The sequence below is a fragment of the Caulobacter sp. FV1ye6ST genome (assembly GCF_058681225.1).
This window is the reverse complement of sequence record NZ_CM178733.1, coordinates 4,893,042-4,913,369: the sequence shown is the minus strand read 5'-3', so window position 1 is coordinate 4,913,369 and position 20,328 is coordinate 4,893,042. Positions and strand designations below refer to the sequence as shown.

Genomic DNA, 20,328 nt, shown 5'->3' with positions numbered 1-20,328 from the left:
CGGCCGCGACAACCTGTCGCACACGGAGGAAACGCCATGTCGATCGTGATGACGCCGATCGGGCAGGTCTGGGGCGGCCGGACCGAGCCGGAGGATGACGACTGGGGCGAGAGCCGCGCCTGCATCGTGCTCGACCCCCAGCGCTTCGACGACGAGGCGTTGATGGGCCTCGAGACCTTCAGCCATGCCGAGGTGATCTATCTGTTCGACAAGGTCGCCGACGACCAGATCGTCACCGGCGCCCGCCACCCACGCGGCAATAAGGACTGGCCAAGAATCGGCATCTTCGCCCAGCGCGGCAAGAACCGGCCCAATCGCATCGGCGTCACGGTCTGCGAGATCGTCGCGGTCGAGGGCCGGGTGCTGGAGGTCAAGGGCCTGGACGCCGTCGACGGCACGCCGGTGCTGGACATCAAGCCGGTGATGAGCGGCTTCGCGCCGCGTGGCGCGCACCGCGAGCCCGGCTGGGCGCGGGAGATCATGGAGAAATACTGGTGAGCCGCTCCGATCTCGTCGTCTCGCGCGCCAGCGCCGAGGAAGCGCCGATCGTCGCCAACCTGATGCAGTTCTACATCCACGACTTTTCGGAGTTGTGGTTCGACCGCGAGGTCGAGGGCGAACTGGAGCCGGACGGTCGCTATTCCGACTATCCCGGTTTGGAAACCTACTGGACCGACCCGACGCGCCAGGCCTGGCTGTTCCGGATCAAGGACCGGCCGGTCGGCTTCGCCCTGGTCAACGACGTCGCCCATTCAGCGACTCCGGTCGACCGCGCGGTGGCCGAGTTCTTCGTCGTCCGCAAGCACCGCCGGCGCGGGGTGGGCCTGGCCGCCGCCCACGCTCTGTTCGGCACGGCCTGGGGGGTCTGGGAGGCTGCGGTGGTCCGCGGGAATGTCGGGGCGCTCGCTTTCTGGCGACGAGCGGCCAGCAGTTATCCCGGCGTCCGCGACGTGGCCGAGGAGGACCACGACGACGCGCTATGGAACGGCGCGATCCTGCGCTTCCGGGTGGGGTAGGAGCCTACAGCTTCCGCAGCTCTGGGCAGGCGTTGGGTTCGGCCGTCCAGCTGATGCTGGCGATCTTCCAGGCGCCGTCGGCCTTGGCCCCATCTGTCTGTTTGACCAGCGTGAAGATGTCGATCCCGCAGTGCAGGGTCTTGCCGTCCTTGCTGACCTCGTAGGGGGCGGTGACGGTGGCCAAGGCCCCGCGGCGGATGATCACCGGCGACCACATCCATTCCTTGACGCCGGGGGTCATGGACTTGCCGAAGCTGTCCTCGAAGGTGACGCGGCTCAGCTTGACGGTCCCGTCGGCCTGCTCGCGCACGCTGATGAACTGCGCGTTGGGAAGCACCAGCGGGCGAAGGGTGTCGGGGTTCGCCGCTTCCATGCCGTCGAAGAAGGCCTGGGCCGTGGCCAGCACGGCCTTGTCCTCGGCGTCTGCCGAGGGCGGGGCGGCGCTTTGCGCCAAGATAGGGGCCAGGGCGGCGGCGAGCATCAGGGCGGGCGGCATGGGCATGGCGGCTCTAAGCTCAGGCGTCGTCGGACAGGCGGTGCAGGAAGGCCTGGGCGGCCTCCTTGTGGCGCGGCTTCAGCGTCTTGCCGAGGATGGCGATCACGCCCGCGATCACGGCCGCGTCGTCGGTGAAGCCGATGACGGGCAGGATGTCGGGAATGGCGTCGGTCGGCAGCACAAAATAGGCCAGCGCCGCCAGCATCATGCCCTTGGCCGCCGTCGGCGTTTCCGGATCGCGGACCGCCCACCAGACCGACAGGGCGTCGGCGGCGAAGGGCACCTTCGTCGCCATCCTGCGGATCTTGGGCAGGAAGCCCTTCTCGACCCGCTCCTCGTTCAACTGGACCGTGGCGGGAACCAGCGCCTTGGCCGGATCCAGGACTTCGTTGACGTTTACGTCGGGGGACGGTTTGGCGTCGCGGCTCATCGGTTTAAACCCTTGCTCAACAGCGAGCTTAAACGCAAACCTCCAGGAAACGTCCATGAAACTCGACAACACCGTCGCCGCCGTCGTCACCGGGGGCGCTTCGGGCCTCGGCGAGGCCACCGCCCGCGCCCTGGCCGCCCAAGGCGTCAAGGTCGCCATCTTCGACATGAACGAAGCCACCGGCGAGGCCGTCGCCAAGGACATCGGCGGCGTCTTCTGCAAGGTCAATGTCACCTCCGACGCCGATGTCGACGCCGGCTTCGAGAAGGCCCGCGCCGCCCACGGCCAGGAGCGGATCCTGGTCAACTGCGCCGGCACCGGCAACGCGGCCAAGACCGCCGGCCGCGACAAGGCCACCGGCGAGACCAAGCACTTCCCGCTCGACGCCTTCGACCGCATCATCCAGATCAACCTGGTCGGCACGTTCCGCTGCATTGCCAAGTCGGCCAAGGGCATGCTGGACCTGGAGCCGCTGGAAGACGGCCTGCGCGGCGCGATCGTCAATACGGCCTCGGTCGCGGCCGAGGACGGTCAGATGGGCCAGGCGGCCTACTCCGCGTCCAAGGGCGGCGTCGTCGGCATGACCCTGCCGATCGCCCGCGACCTGATGAGCGAAGGCATCCGCGTCAACTGCATCCTGCCGGGCATCTTCAACACCCCGCTGATGAACGGCGCGCCGGAGGCCGTGAAGGCGGGTCTCGCCGCCTCGGTGCCGTTCCCCAAGCGCTTGGGAAACCCCGCCGAGTACGCCCATCTGGCCCTGACGATGATCACCAACGACTACTTCAACGGCGAGGACGTGCGCCTGGACGGCGGCATCCGCATGGCGCCGCGGTAGGCGCAACAAAAAGCCCTCCCCCTTGATGGGGGAGGGTTTGGGTGGGGGGGATAGGGACGATGAAGCGGAACCGCCGCATCGCCCCCATCCCCGACCCTTCCCCCATCAAGGGGAAGGGCGCTTCTCTTACTTGCCCGGAACCGGCCGCTGGATGCTGTTGGCCAGGTTGCTCATGATCTCGCGGGCGTCGTAGGCGCGTGGGTCGCCTTCCGGCTTCCTGCCCTTGTGCATCACGATCTCGGCCCCGGCCTCGAACCGCTCGACGGTGCGGATCTGGGCGCGGTCGGCGAAGAAGGGGTCACCCCAGAAGGGGTCCCAGCTGCGCCAGCCGTACGCGCCGCCGTAGTAGCGCCAGGCCGGGCGCCAATAGCCGTACGGATAGCCGTAGCCGAAGCCCGGACGCATGAACGGATCGGGCTCGACATATGAGCGCGAGGTCTTGTCGGTGCGGTGGTCGGCGGTCTCGAACCAGTCGTAGCCCTGCTGCACGGTCAGCTCGGCCGACCGATAGAGCAGATAGCGCTCGACCGTGTCGCGCGAGGTCAGGCTGTTGCCGGCGAACGACACGCGGTAGCGGTCGCCTTCCAGCTTCTGCTCGGAGAAGCCGCCGGCGGAAGAACTGGCGGACATCTTGGGTTGGTACGGCGTCGGCGTGGCGCAGGCCGACAGGCCGGCCGCGATGACCAGCGCCGCGGCGATAGCGACCTTCTTCATGGACATGAGCTGCTCCTTCAAGCGGAGTCCTTGGTACTTAGGACAACTCTGGCGGGGCTTTGTGGTTTCGCCAAGGCGCGGTTTGATGCGGCGGTGAAACTCTTCAGCCTCTGGACAAGATAAGTACGGCCGCCGTGATCAGAAGGATGCCGACCAGGATCGCGAAGCCGCGGCGAAACCCCGGCTCGTTCATCCGGGTCGACAAGGCGGCCCCGCCCAAGCCGTAGGACGACATGCTGATCAGGTCCATGCCAATCGTGGCGCAGGCGAACATGATCAGCTGGGGGGCCAGCGGCCGCTTGATGTCCAGGAACGGCGGCAGGACGCCCGAAAAGAACAGCAGGATCTTCGGATTGGCGATCTGGACCATGAATCCGTCGAGGAAGGCCGAGCGTCCCGCCCGCACCGTGGCCGTGGCGTGGCTCTCGAGGTTCTTGATCCCCGCCCACAGCGACTTCAGGCCCAGCCAGACCAGATAGGCCGCGCCGGCCCAGGCCAGGATGTGAAACGCCTTGGGGAAGGCCAGGATCAGCGCGCCCAGGCCCAGGGCCGAGCCGGTGAACCAGACCAGGGTGGCGGTGTTCATGCCGACGACCGAGACGAGCGCCGCGCCCTTGCCGCGCTCCATACCGGTGGCTATGGCGAACAGGTTGGCCGGCCCCGGCGTGATGGCCATGACGAACATGGCGACCAGGAAGGCGCCGTAGCGGGCGGGATCGACGGGCAGCTGGTCCATGGCGCGGGTATAGTCCGCCGCGCCATGGCCTTCCAAGCTCAAGCTAGGCGCCGATGACCACCAGCACGTAGATCGCCCGGCCAAGAGCGCCGAACAGCAGGACGCCGGTGGCCAGGGCCTGGATCATGAAGCCGACCTCGCGCTTCTTCGGATCGGCGGCGTAGCCGAGGGCGTAGACGATCCGGCCGATGATCCAGACGACGCCCAGCGCGGCGGCGATCAGGTCGTTCCAGTAGATCGCGAACAGCCACAGCGCGGGCAGGTAGATGACCAGCCATTCGACGGTGTTGGCCTGGATGCGCAGATGGCGCTCCAGCTCGGGATGGCCGGTCATGGCCGGCGCGTCGATGCCCGAGCGGCGACGCGCCCCGCCGATCCGGAAGATCATCCAGACATAGACCAGCAGCGAGACCAGGGTGACGATGGCCACGAGCGCGTGGGACTGATGCATCTCTTGTGTTCCTCCCGCGGACTCCTGCCGCTTCGGGGTAAACCCTAGCCGTATTCGTCCTGAGTTTGCACGCTTCCCGCAAACGGCTAGAGCACAGGTCGTGGCCTTCGCGGCGAGCGGCCCTAGGAACCCTCCCGGCGCTCATTCGCTCCTAAGGCTGACGATCCTCATTCGCGGAGGCTTGAAGCCATGCGTGTGGACTCCACGGCGATCGCCGAAATCGACTACACCCCCGAACACGGCAAGCTGTTCGTCACGTTCCACGACGGCGACGAATACGTCTATGTCGGCGTCCCCGAGCGGATCAGCCAGGCCTTCCTGCGGGCGCCGTCGAAGGGGCGGTTCTTCCAGCGGATCATCCGGGATCGCTATCCGTACAACCGGGTGTGAAGCGGCGCGCTTAGCGTGGCAGGCCAGGTCCCTGGATCGCCGCGACGGCGATGAACAGGATCAGCGCGACCCCGGTCCAGACCCGTGAGGTCGGCGACGTCCAGTCGCCCGCGCCCCGCGCTCGGCCGACGGCGAACCACAGCCCCAGCGACGCCAGGCCAATCTCGATCGCCGCCGCCTGGATGACGTGACCGCGCGCCGGGGCGTAGAGCGCGGCGGCCAGCACCGTGGCCATCGCTCCAGCGACATAGGCGGTTCTCAGCGGACGCGCGGCCGAGGGCGGCGTGAGGACCGCGATACGGTTCATGGTCAGGGCGTAGAGTCCGACCCCGATCACGACCGCGATCGGCCGCCAGGGCAGGCCCGGCACGAAGGTTTCGGCCGGATAGACCCAGTCGCCGACGTTCAGCACGCCAGCATAGATCAGGTAGCCGGCGATCCAGAAGGCGTTGAAGGCGAACAGCGCCAGACCCAGCAGGCGCGCGCCGCTCGCGGACCGGGGCCGCGCCAGGATCAGGCCGGCGAGAACTAGCACGAGGTTGCCGACCGTACCCGCCAGATCGATCCCCGGCCGCGCCAGGCTGCAGCGGAAGTCGACGATATTGAGCAGAGTGACGTGACCGCCCGCCGCGAGGCAGGCGCCGCCATGGCCGATCGTCTCGTGTCCGACGATCGACAGGCACACCGCGATCACGCCTATCGAAATAGGGGCGATCGCGGCGGCCGGTAGAACAGCGGCGAAACGGTTCGCCGCCATGTCGCTAGCCGCGCTTGTCGCGCTTGGCCAGGACGCGCAGGCGCAGGGCGTTCAGCTTGATGAAGCCGCCGGCGTCGCGGTGGTCGTAGGCGACCTTGCCTTCTTCGAAGGTGACCAGGTCCTGGTCGTACAGCGAGTAGGGGCTGCCGCGGCCGATGACGGTGACATTGCCCTTGTAGAGCTTCACGCGGACCTGACCGGCGACCTTCTGCTGGCTGTAGTCGATGGCTGCCTGCAGCATCTCGCGCTCCGGCGTGAACCAGAAGCCGTTGTACACCAGCTCGGCGTACTTCGGCATCAGTTCGTCCTTCAGGTGCATGGCGCCGCGGTCCAGCGTGATGCTCTCGATGCCGCGGTGAGCGGCCAGCAGGATGGTGCCGCCCGGGGTTTCATAGACGCCGCGCGACTTCATGCCGACGAAGCGGTTCTCGACCAGGTCCAGGCGACCGATGCCGTTGTCGCGGCCCAGTTCGTTCAGCTTGGTGAGCAGCGCAGCCGGGCTTAGGGCGACGCCGTCGATGGCGACCGGGTCGCCCTTCTCGAAGTCGATGGTGATGACGGTGGCCTTATCCGGCGCGTCTTCCGGCGCGATCGTGCGCATGTGGACGAACTCGGGGGCCTCGACCGCCGGGTCTTCCAGGACCTTACCTTCCGAGCTGCTGTGCAGCAGGTTGGCGTCGACGCTGAACGGGGCTTCGCCGCGCTTGTCCTTGGTGATCTGGATCTGGTGCTTCTCGGCGAAGTCCAGCAGGGCTTCGCGGGACTTGAAGTCCCACTCGCGCCAGGGGGCGATCACGGTGATGTCGGGCTCGAGGCCGTAATAGCCGAGCTCGAAACGGACCTGGTCGTTGCCCTTGCCGGTCGCGCCGTGGCTGACGGCGTCGGCGCCCATCTTGCGGGCGATCTCGATCTGCTTCTTGGCGATCAGCGGACGCGCGATCGAGGTGCCCAGCAGGTACTGGCCCTCATAGACCGTGTTGGCGCGGAACATCGGGAACACGAAGTCGCGGACGAACTCTTCGCGCACGTCCTCGATGAAGATGTTCTCGGGCTTGACGCCGGCGGCCAGCGCCTTGGCGCGCGCCGGTTCGATCTCTTCGCCCTGGCCCAGGTCGGCCGTGAAGGTGATGACTTCAGCGCCGTACTCGGTCTGCAGCCACTTCAGGATGATCGAGGTGTCGAGACCGCCCGAATAGGCGAGCACGACCTTTTTCACGGACTTGTCGGCCATGGGCGGGTCCTTTCGGAGAAACACAAAGTCGCGCGCCTTCAACGGGATCAGGGCGAGCCGGTCAAGAGCCAAATGGGGTGGTTCTACAGCTGACCTTCGTCCTGCAACGTCTTGATGACGAAGCGCAGGTGGAACAACTGGCTCAGCGCCAGGCTGGCGGCGAGCGTGGCGCGGACCAGGAAGATGATCGTCGCCCGCATCGGATCGTCGGTGAAGGTGGCCTGGGTCAGGGTGAACGACAGCAGGACGACGATCGAGGCGATCGGGATGACCAGCAGGGCCAGGGCCTTGGGCGCGCGCCAGGTCGGCTTGCCATCGAAGCCCCACTGCATGGGAACGCGGACGTCCTTGGGAATCCTTTTCCACGCGCCCTGGGCGGTGGCGGCGATGATGGCGAGGGCAGCGATCGACAGACCGTCGCCCAGCACGCGCAGGGTCGTTTCCATGTCGGGATCGTATCTCTTAAACGGTGACCTGGGCGCCAAGCTCGACGACGCGGCCGGGCGGGATTTTGAAGAAGTCCGTCGGGTTGGCGGCGTTCTTCATCAGGTAGATGAACAGGCGGTCCTGCCACAGCGGCATGCCGCTGTTGGCCGACGGCACGATCGAGCGTCTCCCGAGGAAGAAGCTGGTGGCCATGATGTCGAACTTCAGCCCCTGCTTGCGGCAGACCGCCAGCGCCTTGGGGATGTTGGGGCTTTCCATGAAGCCGTAGTTGACGATGACCTTCTTGAAGTCGTCGTTGACCTTCTCGATCGTCACCCGGTCCTCCTCGCGGACGCGCGGCGTCTCGGTGGTGCGGACGGTCAGGATGACGTTGCGCTCGTGAAGCACCTTGTTGTGCTTGAGGTTATGCATCAGCGCGACCGGGGTCATGTCGGGGTCCGACGTCAGGAAGATCGCCGTGCCGGGCGCGCGGTGCGGGGCGCGGGCGCGCAGAATCTCCATGAGGTCGACCAGGGGAACGCTGTCGCGGCGGGTCTTGGCGGTGAGAATATTGGCCCCGCGCGTCCAGGTGGCCATGATCAGCACCAGCGCTCCGCCGAACACCAGCGGCAGCCAGGCGCCGTCGGGGATCTTCAGCATGTTCGAGGCGATGAACACCGAGTCCAGCGCCGCCAGCGGGATCAGCAGCAGGCCGGTCTGCCACAGCGGCCACTTCCACACGCGGCGGATGACGACATAGGCCAGCAGGGTGTCGACGAACATCGCGCCGGTCACGGCGATGCCGTAGGCGCTGGCCAGCTTGTGCGAACTGCGGAAGGCGAACAGCAGCACCAGGACGCCGATCAGCAGGAACTGATTGACCGCTGGCACGAAGATCTGGCCGGCCTGGGTCTCGGACGTGCGCTTGATCTCGATGCGCGGCAGCAGGCCCAGCTGCACGGCCTGCTGGGTCATCGAGAAGGCGCCGGTGATCACCGCCTGGCTGGCGATGACGGTGGCGACGGTGGCCATCAGCAGCACGGGCCAGTAGGCGAAGCTGGGCACCATCTCCCAGAACGGGTTGTGGCGAGCGGCGGGGTGGTCGAGGACCAGCGAGCCCTGGCCCAGATAGTTCAGCGCCAGGCACGGGAACACCAGGCACAGCCAGGCGGCCTGGATCGGCTTCTTCCCGAAGTGGCCCATGTCGGCATAGAGCGCCTCGGCTCCGGTCACGACCAGGAACACGCTGCCCAGGATGACGAAGCCCAGGAAGCCGTTCTCCAGCAGGAAGCGCAGGCCGTACCAGGGATTGAAGGCGCGCAGGATCGAAAGGTCGTCGGCCAGGTGATAGGCGCCCAGCGCCCCCAGGATCAGGAACCAAACGGCCGTGAACGGTCCGAACAGCGAGGCCATCCGGTGGGTGCCCTTGGCCTGGACGGCGAACAGCAGGATGAGGATCCCAGCCGAGATTGGCAGGATGTAGGGCGTCAGGGCGTGGCCGACGCCGGGCGCGTCCTTGAGGCCTTCCACCGCCGACAGAACCGAAATGGCCGGGGTGATGATGCCGTCGCCATAGAACAGCGCCGCCCCGACCACGCCGAGGAAGAAGACCACCATCGAGCGCTTGCGACCGGTCTTGCCGAGCGCCTTTTGAGCCAGCGCCATCAGGGCCAGGGTGCCGCCTTCGCCCTTGTTGTCGGCGCGCATGAAGAAGATGACGTACTTGATCGTCACGAACAGCGTCATGGTCCACAGGACCAGCGACACCACGCCCAGCACCGCGTGCTCGGTCGCCGTCGTGCTGCGCGAATGGGCCAGGGCCTCGCGCAGGGCGTACAGCGGACTGGTGCCGATATCGCCGAAGACGACGCCGATCGAGCCCAGCGCCATGGCGTAGAAGCCATGCCCCTTCACGTCATGGCCGGAACCAAGACCGGGCGGACCGCCGTCCTGATGAGGGATGTCGTTGGACGCTGGCGCGCAATCCGAACCGGATGCGTTGGCGGAAGTGGAAGCGCCGGGGGCTTCGGAAGCCATTCAATCCCTCCGGGCGCCCACGCACAACGCCTGGAGCCGACCCATATCGCGATCAAGCGCGGCGCGATACACCCAAACCGCGACGGGTACAATCATCACCCGACGTCGCCCCGGGTTCCTGCCTTGGGCGAGATTTGCTTCGGGCGCGCAACGATTTGCAGTTGAACGCGCGGGCGGCCACCTTACGTTCCCCGGTAGAGATGTCCGACAGCCAGAAATTTCCCGTCGCGGCGCATGCCCTCGCCTACTTGGCCCACAAGCAGGCGTTTTCGGCTGACCGCGCCGTGGCCAGCGCCGAACTGGCCGCCTCGGTCCCGACCAATCCGGTCGTGGTGCGCCGGGTGACGGCCATGCTGGGCAAGGCCGGGCTGATCGGCGCGCGGGCCGGGGCCAATGGCGGCGCCTGGCTGCTGAAGCCGGCGGATACGATCACGCTCGACGTCGTCCTCAAAGCCGTCAACGGCTGCGCCCACCTCGGCGTGGCGCCCAAGGGCGTCAAGGGTTGCCCGGTCGGCGAGAAGATCCCCGACGCGGTCCGCGCCGCCATCACCGCCGCCGACCGCGCGGCGCACGACCGCCTGGGCCAGATCACCGTCGCCGACCTGCTGCACGGCGCCCACGCGGCCATCGAGCCCTGCTGAGCGTCGCCGGCCCAGGCTATCAGCCGCGCTAAATTCGACCCGTGAAAAATTGCATCCGATGTTGTTGCTGATCCTCTAGCGAGTCCGCTGAGCGGCATTACGTAATCGCTACCGTTTCAGTTTCGAAACGGCCGCCATTCAAGCCCAGCCTCAGATCCGGGGATTTCCCATGACCACCGTCGCCATCGTCTATCATTCCGGTTACGGCCACACCGCCGTTCTCGCCGACAAGGTCGCCGAGGGCGTCCGCGACGCCGGCCAGACCCCGGTGCTGCTGAAGATCGAAAGCGCCGCCCAGGACTTCGCCCCGCTGATCGAGGAGATCACCAAGGCCGACGCCGTCGTGTTCGGCGCCCCGACCTACATGGGCGACGTCTCGGGCGTGTTCAAAGTGTTCGCCGACGCCACCGCCAGCGCCTTTTTCACCGGCGCCTGGAAGGACAAGCTGGCCGCCGGCTTCACCAACTCGCACAGCTTCGCCGGCGACAAGGCCCATGCCCTGGCCAGCCTGACCATCCTGGCGGCCCAGCACGGCATGAACTGGATCAACCTGGGCATCGCCCCGCCGAACGTGACCGCCGCCGAGCGTGGCCCGGACACCCTGAACCGCGTCGGCTCGTTCATCGGCCTGGCCGCTCAGTCGGACAACGCCTCGACCGAAGTGACCCCGCCGGCCGGCGACCGCGAGACCGCCCGCCTGCTGGGCGAGCGCGTGGCCAAGGCCGCCGTCCGCTGGACCGTTGGCGCCCAGGCCGCGGAGCTCGAACGGGCCGCCTAAAGGCCCCCCCCCGGCCGCGGTGGTCTCCCTCCCCGACCGCGGCCCGGAAGAGGCGCGCCGCCCAGCCGAGCTGGCGCGCCTCTTCCACCCCCTAAATTCTGGGGCTGCTTGAACCAAATCACGGGCCGTGCTCGTCTCCGGCGACGTTTTGTCTTCTACCGGATCGCCCCAGCATGGCCCGTCGCCTCGCCCTGATCACCGGTGCTTCCGCCGGCATCGGGGCCGCCTCCGCCCGCATCTACGCCAGCCACGGCTATGACGTGGCCCTGACCGCGCGCCGGGCCGACCGCCTCGAGAGCCTGGCCGCCGACATCAAGCTGCGTTCGGGCGTCGAGGCCTACGCCATCCCCGCCGACCTGGCCGAGCCGACCGGCGTCGACACGGTGCTGGCCGCCATCGCCGAGCAGGGCCGGGTGGTCGACGCCCTGGTCAACAACGCCGGCTACGGCCTGCCGGGGACCTACGACTCCACCACCTGGGCCGACCAGGCGGCCTTCCTGCAGCTGATGTTGACCAGCGTCTGCGGCATGACCCACAAGGTGCTGCCTGGCATGGTCGAGCGGAAGTTCGGCCGCATCGTCAATGTCGCCTCGCTGGCGGGCCTTGTCCCCGGCGCGGCCGGCCACACGCTGTACGCGGCGACCAAGGGCTTCCTCGTCAAGTTCTCCCAGAGCCTGCACCTGGAGAACCTGGCGACCGGGGTCCATGTCTCGGCGCTGTGTCCAGGCTTCACCTATTCGGAATTCCACGACGTCAATGGCACGCGCGGCCAGGTCAGCCAGGGCGTGCCCGAATGGATGTGGCTGGGCGCCGACGAGGTCGCCGCCGCCGGCTACGAGGCGGCCGAGGCCAATCGCTCGATCTGCGTCCCCGGCGCGCCGAACAAGGCCATCGCGGCGATCGCCAAGATCGTGCCGGACGACTGGGCCCTGGCCCTGATGGCCAGCCAGGGAAACCGCTTCCGGAAGGTGTGACGACAAGCGCGACAGCCGAAAGTGGATGCCGGTTTCGGCGCCCGTCGCGCGCCTACAAAAGACTCCCGAGGGCCGTTTTTGGAAAACAGCTCCGGACCTGCTATATGTCCGCCTCGACCCCCGAGCATCCGGACACCCCCTTGAGCGTCACCCTAGACCTGTCGCGCGTCTCCACCGACGCCGCGCCCGCCCCCGCCGTCACTAAGCCGCCGGTCAACCTCTCGGGCCTCACGCGCCCTCAGCTGGTCGCCGCCCTGGTCGAGAGCGGCGTGGTCGAGCACGGCAAGGCCAAGATGCGCGCCACCCAGATCTTCCGCTGGATGCACCATCGCGGCGTCACCGACTTCGCCCTGATGAGCGACGTCGCCAAGGAGACCCGCGCCCGCCTGGCCGAGGCCTTCACGCTGAACCGCCCGGAGATCGTCGAGCGCCAGGTCAGCAAGGACGGCACCCGCAAGTGGCTGATCCGCATGGCTCCGGGCATCGAGGTCGAGAGCGTCTACATCCCCGGCGTGGGCCGCGCCGGCGCCCTGTGCGTGTCCAGCCAGGTCGGCTGCACGCTCAATTGCAGCTTCTGCCACACCGGCACCCAGCCGCTGGTCCGCAACCTGACCGCCGCCGAGATCGTCGCCCAGGTGCAGGTGGCCAAGGACGACCTGGCCGAATGGCCGTCGGACAAGGAAGACCGCGTGCTCTCGAACATCGTGTTCATGGGCATGGGCGAGCCGCTGTACAATCTGGGCCAGGTGGCCGACGCCATCGAGATCATCAGCGACAACGAGGGCATCGGCATCTCGCGTCGCCGGATCACGGTCTCGACCTCGGGCGTCGTGCCGATGCTGGAAAAGCTGGGCAATACGACCCAGGCCATGCTGGCGATCAGCCTGCACGCCACCAACGACGCCCTGCGCGATGTGCTGGTGCCGCTGAACAAGAAGTATCCGATCGCCGAGCTGATGGCCGGCATCCGGGCCTATCCGGGCCTGTCCAACGCCCGCCGCGTCACGTTCGAATATGTGATGCTGAAGGGCGTCAACGACAGCCCCGACGAGGCTCGCGCCCTGGTCAAGCTGATCAAGGGCATCCCGGCCAAGATCAACCTGATCCCGTTCAATCCCTGGCCGGGCAGCGACTATCTGTGCTCGGACTGGTCGACGATCGAGGCCTTCGCCGCGATCCTCAACAAGGCCGGCTACTCCTCGCCGATCCGCACCCCGCGCGGCCGCGACATCCTCGCCGCCTGCGGCCAGCTGAAAAGCGAGAGCGAGAAGGTCCGTGCCTCGGCGATGCGCAAGCTGTCGATGGCGGCCATGGCCGGCATGCTGTCGGATGATGATGAGGACGAGGCGGCTTAGGCCTGCGGGTTCGTCCACGTCCTTCGACAAGCTCAGGATGAGGACTACGTCTGAGGCCGTTCAGTGGAAAACCTCACCCTGAGCCTGTCGAAGGGCGGGGTTTCGCTAAGCCTCTTCCTCCACCGCCTTCTTCAGCCGGCTGAGCATTCCGGCCGCATAGGCCGCGTACGGTCCGATCCAGCGTTCGTGGATCGCGTGCACCGGCAGGGCGTCCAGGTGATTCCAGCGTTCTCGGCCGCGCCGTTCGGCCGCCAGCAGGCCGGCCTCTTCCAGCACGCCCAGGTGCTGCATCACCGTGCAGCGATCCAGCTCCGGAAACAGGGCGCACAGCGTCCCCGTGGTGCGGGGTTCTTCCTTCAGCAGGTCCAGGATCCGCCGCCGGACCCGGTGGCCCAGCGCCTTGAAGATCAGGTCGGCCTCGTCTTCGTTTGACATGTTATAAAACTATAACCTATCGTCGCGACGATCAAGGCCAAAACCCAATCAGGGAGATGATCCATGTCCCACGAATTCACCGTCGGCGGCCGCATCGCCAAGCCCGTGGCCGAAGTCTTCGAGGCCGTCGTCGATCCGGCGAATCTCTCCGGCTATTTCACCACCGGCGGGGCGCAAGGCCGGCTTGAGACTGGCGCGACCGTGACCTGGGACTTCCACGATTTCCCGGGCGCCTTCCCGGTCGAGGTGGTCGAGGTTGTCAAAAACGAGAAGATCGTCCTGCGATGGGGCTCGGCCGAGCCGGGCGCGACCTACCAGACCACGGTCACCATGACCTTCGCCGACACCGGCGACGGCCGTACGCACGTCAAGATCCACGAGGCCGGCTGGAGCGACACTCCGGCGGGCGAGAAGGCCGCCTTCGGCAATTGCGAGGGCTGGACGGGCATGCTGTGCGCGATGAAGGCCTTCGTCGAGCACGGCCTCAACTTGCGGCGGGGGTTCTACAAGTAGGCTCGCCTTCCTCTGGGACTCCCCCGACGCGGGCGCCCCCTACGCAAAACTTGTCGACCCGTGTTAGTCAGTGGGCCGCAAGTTCATCGGGGTAGTTCGCGTCCATGCCGTCCCAGCTCCAGTCGCCCGAGGTCCAGGCCTTCGCCACCGGCTTTCCGGTCACCCTGCTGCATGCCAGCGTGACCCTGGTCATGCTGATCCTGGGGACGGCGCTCTACGCCATGCTGACCCCGCACAAGGAAATCACCCTGATCCGCGAAGGCAATTCGGCCGCCGCCCTGTCGCTGGGCGGGGTGATGGTCGGCCTGGCCATTCCGCTGGCCATCTCGCTGACCGCCTCGACCTCGGTGATCGAGATCCTTATCTGGGGCGCGGCGACGATCGCCGTGCAGCTGCTGGTGTTCCGCGTCACCGACATGGTGCTGCAGGGTCTGCCGGAGCGGATCCACGAGGGCGAGGTCGCCGCCGCCGCCCTGCTGGTCGGCGCCAAGCTGGCCACCGCCCTGATCCTGGCCGCCGCCGTGGCCGGCTGAGCCGGCGCGGTCGGGGGACCTCCCAGTGCATTTCCCGAAGCTTCCCGATTGGCTGGTCTATGCCGCGGCGGTCAGCGCCCTGCTGATCGTCGCCGTCGGCCGGCAGGAGCGCTCGGACGCGCCGCCGCCCCCGCCGCCCGTGCCGGGCGAGGAGGGCCTGCCCCTGGGACCGTCCTCGCCGTTCGATCCGTCGATCGTGGTCCAGGTGCCCGAAAAGCCCGAGCCGGGCTCGGGCACGGCCTTCTCGGTCGGCGACGACGGCACGTGGCTGACCGCCCGCCACGTGGTCGACGGCTGCAAGCAGGCGGCCATTGTCGTGGCCGACGGTCGCGGCGTGGCGGCCAAGATCCATGTCGACCCCAAGGCCGACGCCGCCATCCTGACCACCGAGGGCGGGGCGCCGTCCGTGCCGCTGGGCCTGGACGTCCCGCTGCGCCGGGGCGCGCGGGCCTATCATCCGGGCTTCCCGCAGGGCCATCCGGGAGAGGCCGCCTCGCGCCTGCTGGGCCGTGAGAATCTGGTCGTCCACGGTCGGGGGGCCCGCACCGAGCCCGTGCTGGTCTGGGCCGAGGTCGGTCGCACCGACACGCTGAAGGGCACCCTGGCCGGCCTCTCGGGCTCGCCGGCCCTCGACAGCGCCGGGCGGGTGCTGGGCGTGACGGTGGCCGAGGCTCCGCGTCGCGGCCGCATCTACACGACCGCGCCCGAGACCTTGAAGACCCTGCTGGGCCCGCATCGCCGGCCCAGCCCGTCCGAATTCGCGCCGAGCGAGCCGATCACCACCGAAAACTACGGCCGTGTCGCCGACGGTCTGCGCCGCGATCTGAGGGTGGCCCAGGTGGTGTGCCTGAAGGTTTAGGCGGGACAGAAGCCGGCCATGATCCTCTTCCTGAGCTTGTCGAAGGATCACATTCTGTCATCTAGCCTTCCGCCGTCGTCGCCACGCCCTGAGCGTTGACGGCCTCGATTGCCTTGGCCTGCCGCTGGGCCAGAATCAGGCACAGGATGATCGCCGGTATGCCGATCGCCGCCGAGCCCAGGTAGAAGGTCGAATAGGCTCCCAGCAGGGTGCGTCCGCCGGCCTGCAGGTTCTCGACGATCTCTCCCGAGAAGCCCTTTAGGATCTTGCCACTCCAGGCCATGGCCGACGTCATCAGGGCGTATTGGGTGGCGGTGTAGCCGAGGCTTGTCAGGCTGGACATGTAGCCGATTAGAGCGATGCCCGAGATCGACATGGCAAAGCTGTCGAAGGCCATGATCGTCTCGAAAGCGGTCCAGTGCAGGCTGCCCAGGCTGATTAACGGATAGTCGCCGCCGTGCATCCCCAGCAGGGCGAAGGCCGCCACCGCGATTGGCTGTAGCACCGCGCCCAACAGCAGCGTGCGGATCACGCCGAGGCGCACAGACAGCAGGCCGCCCACGGCGATGCCAGCGATGGTGGCGGGTACGCCGATCGCGCCGCGCACAACAGCGATGGTCGGCTTATCCAGGCCCAACGCCAGGTAGTAAGGATTGCTCATCGGCCCGCGCATGTAGTCGCACAGATGGTAGGTCGTGATCATCAGCAGCATCAGCACCGCGATGCCGATGCCGTGGGCCTGGAAGAAGGCGACGAACGGTCCGGCGACCGCGTCCCAGGCGCCCTTGAACGAGAACGGCGGCTTCTTTTCGGCCAGGTTCTCCATGCGCCGGTCGGCGAGAGCCGGCTCTTTGGCGAGGATCGAGGCGCCGATGCCTACAACGACCAGCGCGCCGAAGATCCCGTAGGACAGGCTCCAGCCGATGGCGGTGGCCACCAGCAGGATAAGGGCTTCGGTGGCGAACATGGCGACGCGAAAGCCCAGGCTGTAGGCGGCGGTCAGCAGGCCCAGTTCGTCCGGATCCTCGGCGATCTCGATGCGCCAAGCGTCGATCACCGTGTCCTGCATGGCGGCCATGATCCCGGTCAGAACCGCGAAGGCGCCCAGCAAGGGCAGGTTGTGCGGCCCAGCCACGGCCATCCCGATCAGCCCGACTCCGATGCCGACCTGGGTCACGATCATCCAGCCGCGCCGGCGTCCAAGGATCGAAGCCATGAAAGGCGCGGGCAGATGGTCGACCATCGCGCCCCAGATGAACTTCCAGAGATAGGCAAGGCCCGCCCAGGACAGATAGCCGATGGCCTTCAGCTTGATGTCATTCTCGCTGAGCCAGAAGCCCAGCGTGTTGCCGATGAGCATGAACGGCAGACCGGACGAGAAGCCCAGGGCGAGCATGACGCCGACGCGCGGTTTGCCAAGCGCGCGCAGCACTTCCATGAAGCCGCGCTTCTTGCGCGCCGTGGCCGTTCCAGCCGCTCCGGCCATACGCCTTCACCGCGCCAAGGCGCGGTCCCCCTCCGAAATCAGAGGGCGACCTTGGCCCGCGTCGCGGTTTTCGTCCAGCCAGAGGCGACGCCCGAAGTCGTCCAGCGCTTGAGCGCATCGCGCAGGGCCTCTTGCGTCAGGGGCTTGACCAGGAAGTCGTCCATGCCGGCGGCCAGGCAGGCGCGCTTGTCCTCGTCGAAGGCGTCGGCGGTCAGGGCGGCGATCGGCGAGGCCACGCCCTTGGCGCGCAGGGCCTTGGCGGCCTCGACGCCGGACAGGCCGGGCATCCGCAGGTCCATCAGGATCAGGTCATAGGCCCCGGCCGAGGCGGCGGCCACGGCCTGCTCGCCGTCGGCGACTCGGTCGACCTTGCAGCCTTCGCGCTCCAGCAGGGTGCGGGCCAGCAGGGCGTTGATAGGATTGTCCTCGGCCAACAGCACGCGCACGCCGTGAGCCACGGCCCCGGCGATGCGGTCGTCGTGGGCGGGCTCTTCGGTCGCGGCCGTTTCGGTGGTTCCCGCCTGCAGCACCTGGGCGACCAGCGAGGCGGCGCGCAGCGGCTTGATCAGATAGCCGGAGAAGCCGGCGGTCTTGAGGGGCTCGATGCGGCCGCGCTGCTCGGGCGTCAGCAGCACCACGGCCTTGCGGCCGGCTGGCGGCTTCAGGGCGCCGCGCGGCCCCGACAGCGCCGCGTCGATCAGCAGCACGGCGTCGGCCGGCGCGCCCGACAGGGCCGAGGCGATGTCGACGGCGGCGAAGGCGCGGCCGCCTGCGGCTTCGATCTGGCGGGCGGTGGCGGCGCGGACGATGGCGTTGGGCGAGGCGATGGCGACGGCGCGGCCGTCCAGCGGCGCCGACCGGAGGGCGGGAGCGGCCAGCTCAAAGGGCGCCTCGAACCAGAATTCCGCGCCCTGGCCCAGTTCGCCGCCGACCCCGACCTCGCCGTTCATGGCCTTGGTCAGCGTCGCCACGATGGCCAGGCCCAGGCCCGCGCCGCCCAGCTGGGTGGCGTGGGTGATGTCGGTCTGGACGAAGGCGTCGAAGATCCGCCGGCGGGCCTCGGGCGCGACCCCGGGGCCGGTGTCGGCGACCGAGAAGCGGATGTTACCCTCCGCCGTGGCCGCCGCCGTCAGCAGCACGCCGCCGGCCTCGGTGAACTTCACGGCGTTGCCGGCGAAGTTCAGCAGGATCTGGCGCAGCCGGCCTTCGTCGGCCTGGATCGTCGGCAGGGGCGTCGGCACGGCCCAGGCGATCTCGATGCCCTTCTCGTGGGCGCGCGGGCTCATCAACTCGGCGACCTGGCGCAGCAGGCCCTCGATATCGACCGGGGTCAGGCTGAGCTCGATCGAGGCCGCGCCCAGGCGGGCGAAGTGCAGCACGTCATTGACCAGCGACAGCAGATGGTCGCCGCTCTCGCGCAGGGCGGTGACATAGGACCGCTGCTCGGCCGTCAGCTTGGTGTTTTCCAGCAGGCGCGCCATGCCCAGCACGCCGTTCAGCGGGGTGCGGAACTCGTGGCTCAGGGTGGCCAGCTGCTCGGGCGTGACGCCAGGTTTGGGATCGCTCATGGGCATCAAGGTTACCCGGCGCGGCTTAACGGGCAGTCAAACGCGCGTCATCGGCGTGAAGCTTTCCTCCCCGGGTGTCGTGGTCCGCCGATAGGCCAGGGCCTCGGCGACATGGACGCGGCGGACAGTGTCGGCGCCTTCCAGGTCGGCGATGGTGCGGGCCAGGCGCAGGGTCCGGGTCCAGCCACGGGCGCTGATCCGGCCGGCTTCGGCGGCCTGGGCCAGCAGGGCGCGACCGGGCGTGTCGAGGGCGGTGATCTTCTCCAGGAAGGCGCCTTCGGCCCGGCCGTTCAGGCCGTCGGCGACCTCGAGCGCGTCGGCGCGGTCCTGCTGCAGCGCCCGCGCCCGCGCCACCCGCGCGGCGGCTTCGGCCGAGCCTTCGGCGGGCGGCGGCAGGGACAGGTCGGCGGCGGTGACGGCGGGCATGTCGACGGCCAGGTCGATGCGATCCATCAGCGGACCCGAAACCCGGCCCTGATAGTCGCGCTGGCACCGGGGCGCCTTGCCGCAAGCGCCACGCCCGGCCCCGCCGTGACCGCAGCGGCAGGGGTTCATGGCCGCCACCAGCTGCACCCGGGCCGGATAGCGGATGTGGGCGTTGGCGCGAGCCACCATCACCTCGCCGGTCTCCAGAGGCGCGCGCAGGCTGTCCAGGGCCTGGACGCCGAACTCGGGCAGTTCATCGAGGAACAGCACGCCGTTGTGGGCCAGCGACACCTCGCCCGGCTTGGCCTTCAGCCCGCCGCCGGTCAGGGCGGCCATGCTGGCGCTGTGATGCGGGCTTCGGAACGGCCGATCGCGGGTCAGGGCGCCGCGCGCGATCAGGCCCGCCACGGAATGGACCATCGAGGTCTCCAGCAGCTCCTTGGAACTCAGCGGCGGCAGCAGGCCCGGCAGGCGCTGGGCCAGCATCGACTTGCCCGAGCCGGGCGGGCCGACGAACAGCAGGTTGTGACCGCCAGCCGCGGCGATTTCCAGGGCCCGCTTGGCCTGTTCCTGACCCTTGACGTCGCGCAGGTCCTTGGGGCGTTCGCCCTCGACGATCGGACCCGGCGCCGGGGCGGACAGGATCTGGCTGCCCCGGAAGTGGTTGATCAGCGACACCAGAGAGCGCGGGGCCAGGATCCGCGTCTCGCCCGCCCAGGCGGCCTCGGGGCCGGAGGCTTCCGGACAGATCAGGCCCAGGCCCATGGCGCCCGCCGCCATCGCCGCCGGCAGAGCGCCCGCCGCCGGCACGATGCGGCCATCCAGCGAGAGCTCGCCCATCGCCGCCCAGCCGTCGAGGGCGTCCATCGGGATCACGCCGATGGCGGACATGACCGCCAGGGCGATCGGCAGGTCGAAGTGCGTGCCTTCCTTGGGCATGTCGGCCGGCGCCAGGTTGGCGACGATGCGCTTGCCCGGCAACGAAAGGCCAAGGCCCGCGAAGGCCCCGCGCACCCGCTCGCGGCTCTCGGCGACGGCCTTGTCGGCCAGGCCGACAATGACGAAGACCTGCTGTCCTGTCGTCAGCTGCACCTCGACATCGACGCGCCGGGCCTCCACGCCCTCGAACGCGACGGTGACCACCCTGGCCGCCATCCTAACCCCTTGCGGATATTCGATTTATCCACAAGTCACAGCATAGCCGCTGAAATGGAGCAAGAACGAAAAACGAACGTTTC

General features: G+C 68.2%; 24 protein-coding genes. 11 read left to right on the top strand and 13 right to left on the bottom strand.

The genetic code is table 11. From position 1 onward, the window contains the following. The first annotated feature begins 36 nt into the window (after positions 1-36). Together ACW175_RS23360 and ACW175_RS23355 are read left to right on the top strand one after the other, a co-directional pair. Complete coding sequence (locus tag ACW175_RS23360) at positions 37-498, top strand: SAM-dependent methyltransferase (protein WP_492102294.1); 462 nt, start codon at positions 37-39, stop codon at positions 496-498. After that, positions 495-1,016, top strand: a complete 522-nt coding sequence (locus ACW175_RS23355) for a GNAT family N-acetyltransferase (RefSeq protein ID WP_492102293.1) — start codon at positions 495-497, stop codon at positions 1,014-1,016. The genes ACW175_RS23360 and ACW175_RS23355 overlap by 4 nt, the downstream gene beginning before the upstream one ends. A 4-nt stretch (positions 1,017-1,020) precedes the next feature. Here ACW175_RS23355 and ACW175_RS23350 read toward each other — a convergent pair whose 3' ends face one another. Both ACW175_RS23350 and ACW175_RS23345 read right to left on the bottom strand, forming a co-directional pair. Further along, positions 1,021-1,518 carry a nuclear transport factor 2 family protein gene (locus ACW175_RS23350; RefSeq protein ID WP_492102292.1) on the bottom strand — a complete coding sequence of 166 codons (498 nt, stop codon included), beginning with the start codon at positions 1,516-1,518 and terminating at the stop codon, positions 1,021-1,023. Positions 1,519-1,531: 13 nt separating this feature from the next. Continuing rightward, a complete protein-coding gene (locus ACW175_RS23345; protein ID WP_492102291.1) occupies positions 1,532-1,942 on the bottom strand; it encodes a YkvA family protein in 411 nt (136 codons plus the stop codon). A 55-nt stretch (positions 1,943-1,997) separates the two neighbouring features. Here ACW175_RS23345 and ACW175_RS23340 point away from each other — a divergent pair, with 55 nt between their 5' ends. After that, on the top strand, positions 1,998-2,780 hold the full coding sequence (locus tag ACW175_RS23340; RefSeq protein ID WP_099581904.1) for an SDR family NAD(P)-dependent oxidoreductase: 783 nt from the start codon (positions 1,998-2,000) through the stop codon (positions 2,778-2,780). Between the two features lie 126 nt (positions 2,781-2,906). Here ACW175_RS23340 and ACW175_RS23335 read toward each other — a convergent pair whose 3' ends face one another. The 3 genes from ACW175_RS23335 to ACW175_RS23325 form a co-directional block, all read right to left on the bottom strand. Then, positions 2,907-3,500 (bottom strand): CC0125/CC1285 family lipoprotein, encoded by a 594-nt coding sequence (locus ACW175_RS23335; RefSeq protein WP_492102290.1) that lies wholly within the window; start codon positions 3,498-3,500, stop codon positions 2,907-2,909. Between the two features lie 97 nt (positions 3,501-3,597). Beyond that, positions 3,598-4,230 (bottom strand): LysE family translocator, encoded by a 633-nt coding sequence (locus ACW175_RS23330; protein ID WP_492105036.1) that lies wholly within the window; start codon positions 4,228-4,230, stop codon positions 3,598-3,600. Between the two features lie 43 nt (positions 4,231-4,273). Further along, complete coding sequence (locus tag ACW175_RS23325; RefSeq protein WP_492102289.1) at positions 4,274-4,681, bottom strand: MAPEG family protein; 408 nt, start codon at positions 4,679-4,681, stop codon at positions 4,274-4,276. A 189-nt stretch (positions 4,682-4,870) separates the two neighbouring features. Here ACW175_RS23325 and ACW175_RS23320 point away from each other — a divergent pair, with 189 nt between their 5' ends. Further along, entirely contained in the window at positions 4,871-5,071 is a 201-nt protein-coding gene (locus tag ACW175_RS23320) for a KTSC domain-containing protein (protein ID WP_099581901.1), read from the top strand. Positions 5,072-5,081: 10 nt separating this feature from the next. Here ACW175_RS23320 and ACW175_RS23315 read toward each other — a convergent pair whose 3' ends face one another. The 4 genes from ACW175_RS23315 to ACW175_RS23300 form a co-directional block, all read right to left on the bottom strand. After that, complete coding sequence (locus ACW175_RS23315) at positions 5,082-5,828, bottom strand: hypothetical protein (protein WP_492102288.1); 747 nt, start codon at positions 5,826-5,828, stop codon at positions 5,082-5,084. Between the two features lie 4 nt (positions 5,829-5,832). Next, positions 5,833-7,059 (bottom strand): argininosuccinate synthase, encoded by a 1,227-nt coding sequence (locus ACW175_RS23310; protein ID WP_492102287.1) that lies wholly within the window; start codon positions 7,057-7,059, stop codon positions 5,833-5,835. 83 nt (positions 7,060-7,142) lie between these two features. After that, entirely contained in the window at positions 7,143-7,505 is a 363-nt protein-coding gene (locus ACW175_RS23305) for a hypothetical protein (protein ID WP_492102286.1), read from the bottom strand. Between the two features lie 16 nt (positions 7,506-7,521). Next, positions 7,522-9,522, bottom strand: a complete 2,001-nt coding sequence (locus ACW175_RS23300; RefSeq protein WP_492102285.1) for a potassium transporter Kup — start codon at positions 9,520-9,522, stop codon at positions 7,522-7,524. Positions 9,523-9,722: 200 nt separating this feature from the next. On the opposite strand from ACW175_RS23300, the gene ACW175_RS23295 reads away from it, so the two are divergent. The 4 genes from ACW175_RS23295 (at position 9,723) to rlmN (ending at position 13,270) form a co-directional block, all read left to right on the top strand. After that, positions 9,723-10,163 carry an Rrf2 family transcriptional regulator gene (locus tag ACW175_RS23295; RefSeq protein WP_099581896.1) on the top strand — a complete coding sequence of 147 codons (441 nt, stop codon included), beginning with the start codon at positions 9,723-9,725 and terminating at the stop codon, positions 10,161-10,163. A 169-nt stretch (positions 10,164-10,332) separates the two neighbouring features. Beyond that, complete coding sequence (locus tag ACW175_RS23290; RefSeq protein ID WP_492102284.1) at positions 10,333-10,941, top strand: flavodoxin family protein; 609 nt, start codon at positions 10,333-10,335, stop codon at positions 10,939-10,941. A gap of 173 nt (positions 10,942-11,114) precedes the next feature. Beyond that, complete coding sequence (locus tag ACW175_RS23285; RefSeq protein ID WP_492102283.1) at positions 11,115-11,915, top strand: SDR family NAD(P)-dependent oxidoreductase; 801 nt, start codon at positions 11,115-11,117, stop codon at positions 11,913-11,915. 140 nt (positions 11,916-12,055) lie between these two features. Beyond that, positions 12,056-13,270: a dual-specificity RNA methyltransferase RlmN gene (gene rlmN / locus ACW175_RS23280; RefSeq protein ID WP_492105035.1), complete on the top strand. Its 1,215-nt coding sequence runs from the start codon at positions 12,056-12,058 to the stop codon at positions 13,268-13,270. Between the two features lie 105 nt (positions 13,271-13,375). Here the strand turns inward: rlmN and ACW175_RS23275 are convergent, their stop codons facing one another. Continuing rightward, positions 13,376-13,705, bottom strand: coding sequence for an ArsR/SmtB family transcription factor (locus ACW175_RS23275; protein ID WP_492102282.1), 330 nt, complete (start codon positions 13,703-13,705; stop codon positions 13,376-13,378). A gap of 63 nt (positions 13,706-13,768) precedes the next feature. Between ACW175_RS23275 and ACW175_RS23270 the strand changes: the two genes are divergently transcribed. The 3 genes from ACW175_RS23270 (at position 13,769) to ACW175_RS23260 (ending at position 15,610) form a co-directional block, all read left to right on the top strand. After that, positions 13,769-14,218: an SRPBCC domain-containing protein gene (locus ACW175_RS23270; RefSeq protein ID WP_492102281.1), complete on the top strand. Its 450-nt coding sequence runs from the start codon at positions 13,769-13,771 to the stop codon at positions 14,216-14,218. 104 nt (positions 14,219-14,322) lie between these two features. Continuing rightward, complete coding sequence (locus ACW175_RS23265) at positions 14,323-14,751, top strand: DUF350 domain-containing protein (RefSeq protein ID WP_492102280.1); 429 nt, start codon at positions 14,323-14,325, stop codon at positions 14,749-14,751. A gap of 25 nt (positions 14,752-14,776) precedes the next feature. Then, positions 14,777-15,610 (top strand): S1 family peptidase, encoded by an 834-nt coding sequence (locus tag ACW175_RS23260; RefSeq protein ID WP_492102279.1) that lies wholly within the window; start codon positions 14,777-14,779, stop codon positions 15,608-15,610. A 61-nt stretch (positions 15,611-15,671) separates the two neighbouring features. On the opposite strand, the gene ACW175_RS23255 is transcribed toward ACW175_RS23260, so the two are convergent. The 3 genes from ACW175_RS23255 to ACW175_RS23245 are packed head-to-tail and all read right to left on the bottom strand — an operon-like array spanning position 15,672 to position 20,245. Further along, the gene (locus ACW175_RS23255; protein ID WP_492102278.1) at positions 15,672-17,096 is read right to left on the bottom strand and encodes an AmpG family muropeptide MFS transporter; all 1,425 of its coding nucleotides are present in this window, start codon (positions 17,094-17,096) and stop codon (positions 15,672-15,674) included. 38 nt (positions 17,097-17,134) lie between these two features. After that, positions 17,135-18,664, bottom strand: coding sequence for a response regulator (locus ACW175_RS23250; protein ID WP_492102277.1), 1,530 nt, complete (start codon positions 18,662-18,664; stop codon positions 17,135-17,137). Between the two features lie 36 nt (positions 18,665-18,700). After that, positions 18,701-20,245 (bottom strand): YifB family Mg chelatase-like AAA ATPase, encoded by a 1,545-nt coding sequence (locus tag ACW175_RS23245; protein WP_492102276.1) that lies wholly within the window; start codon positions 20,243-20,245, stop codon positions 18,701-18,703. Between the last annotated feature and the right edge of the window lie 83 nt (positions 20,246-20,328).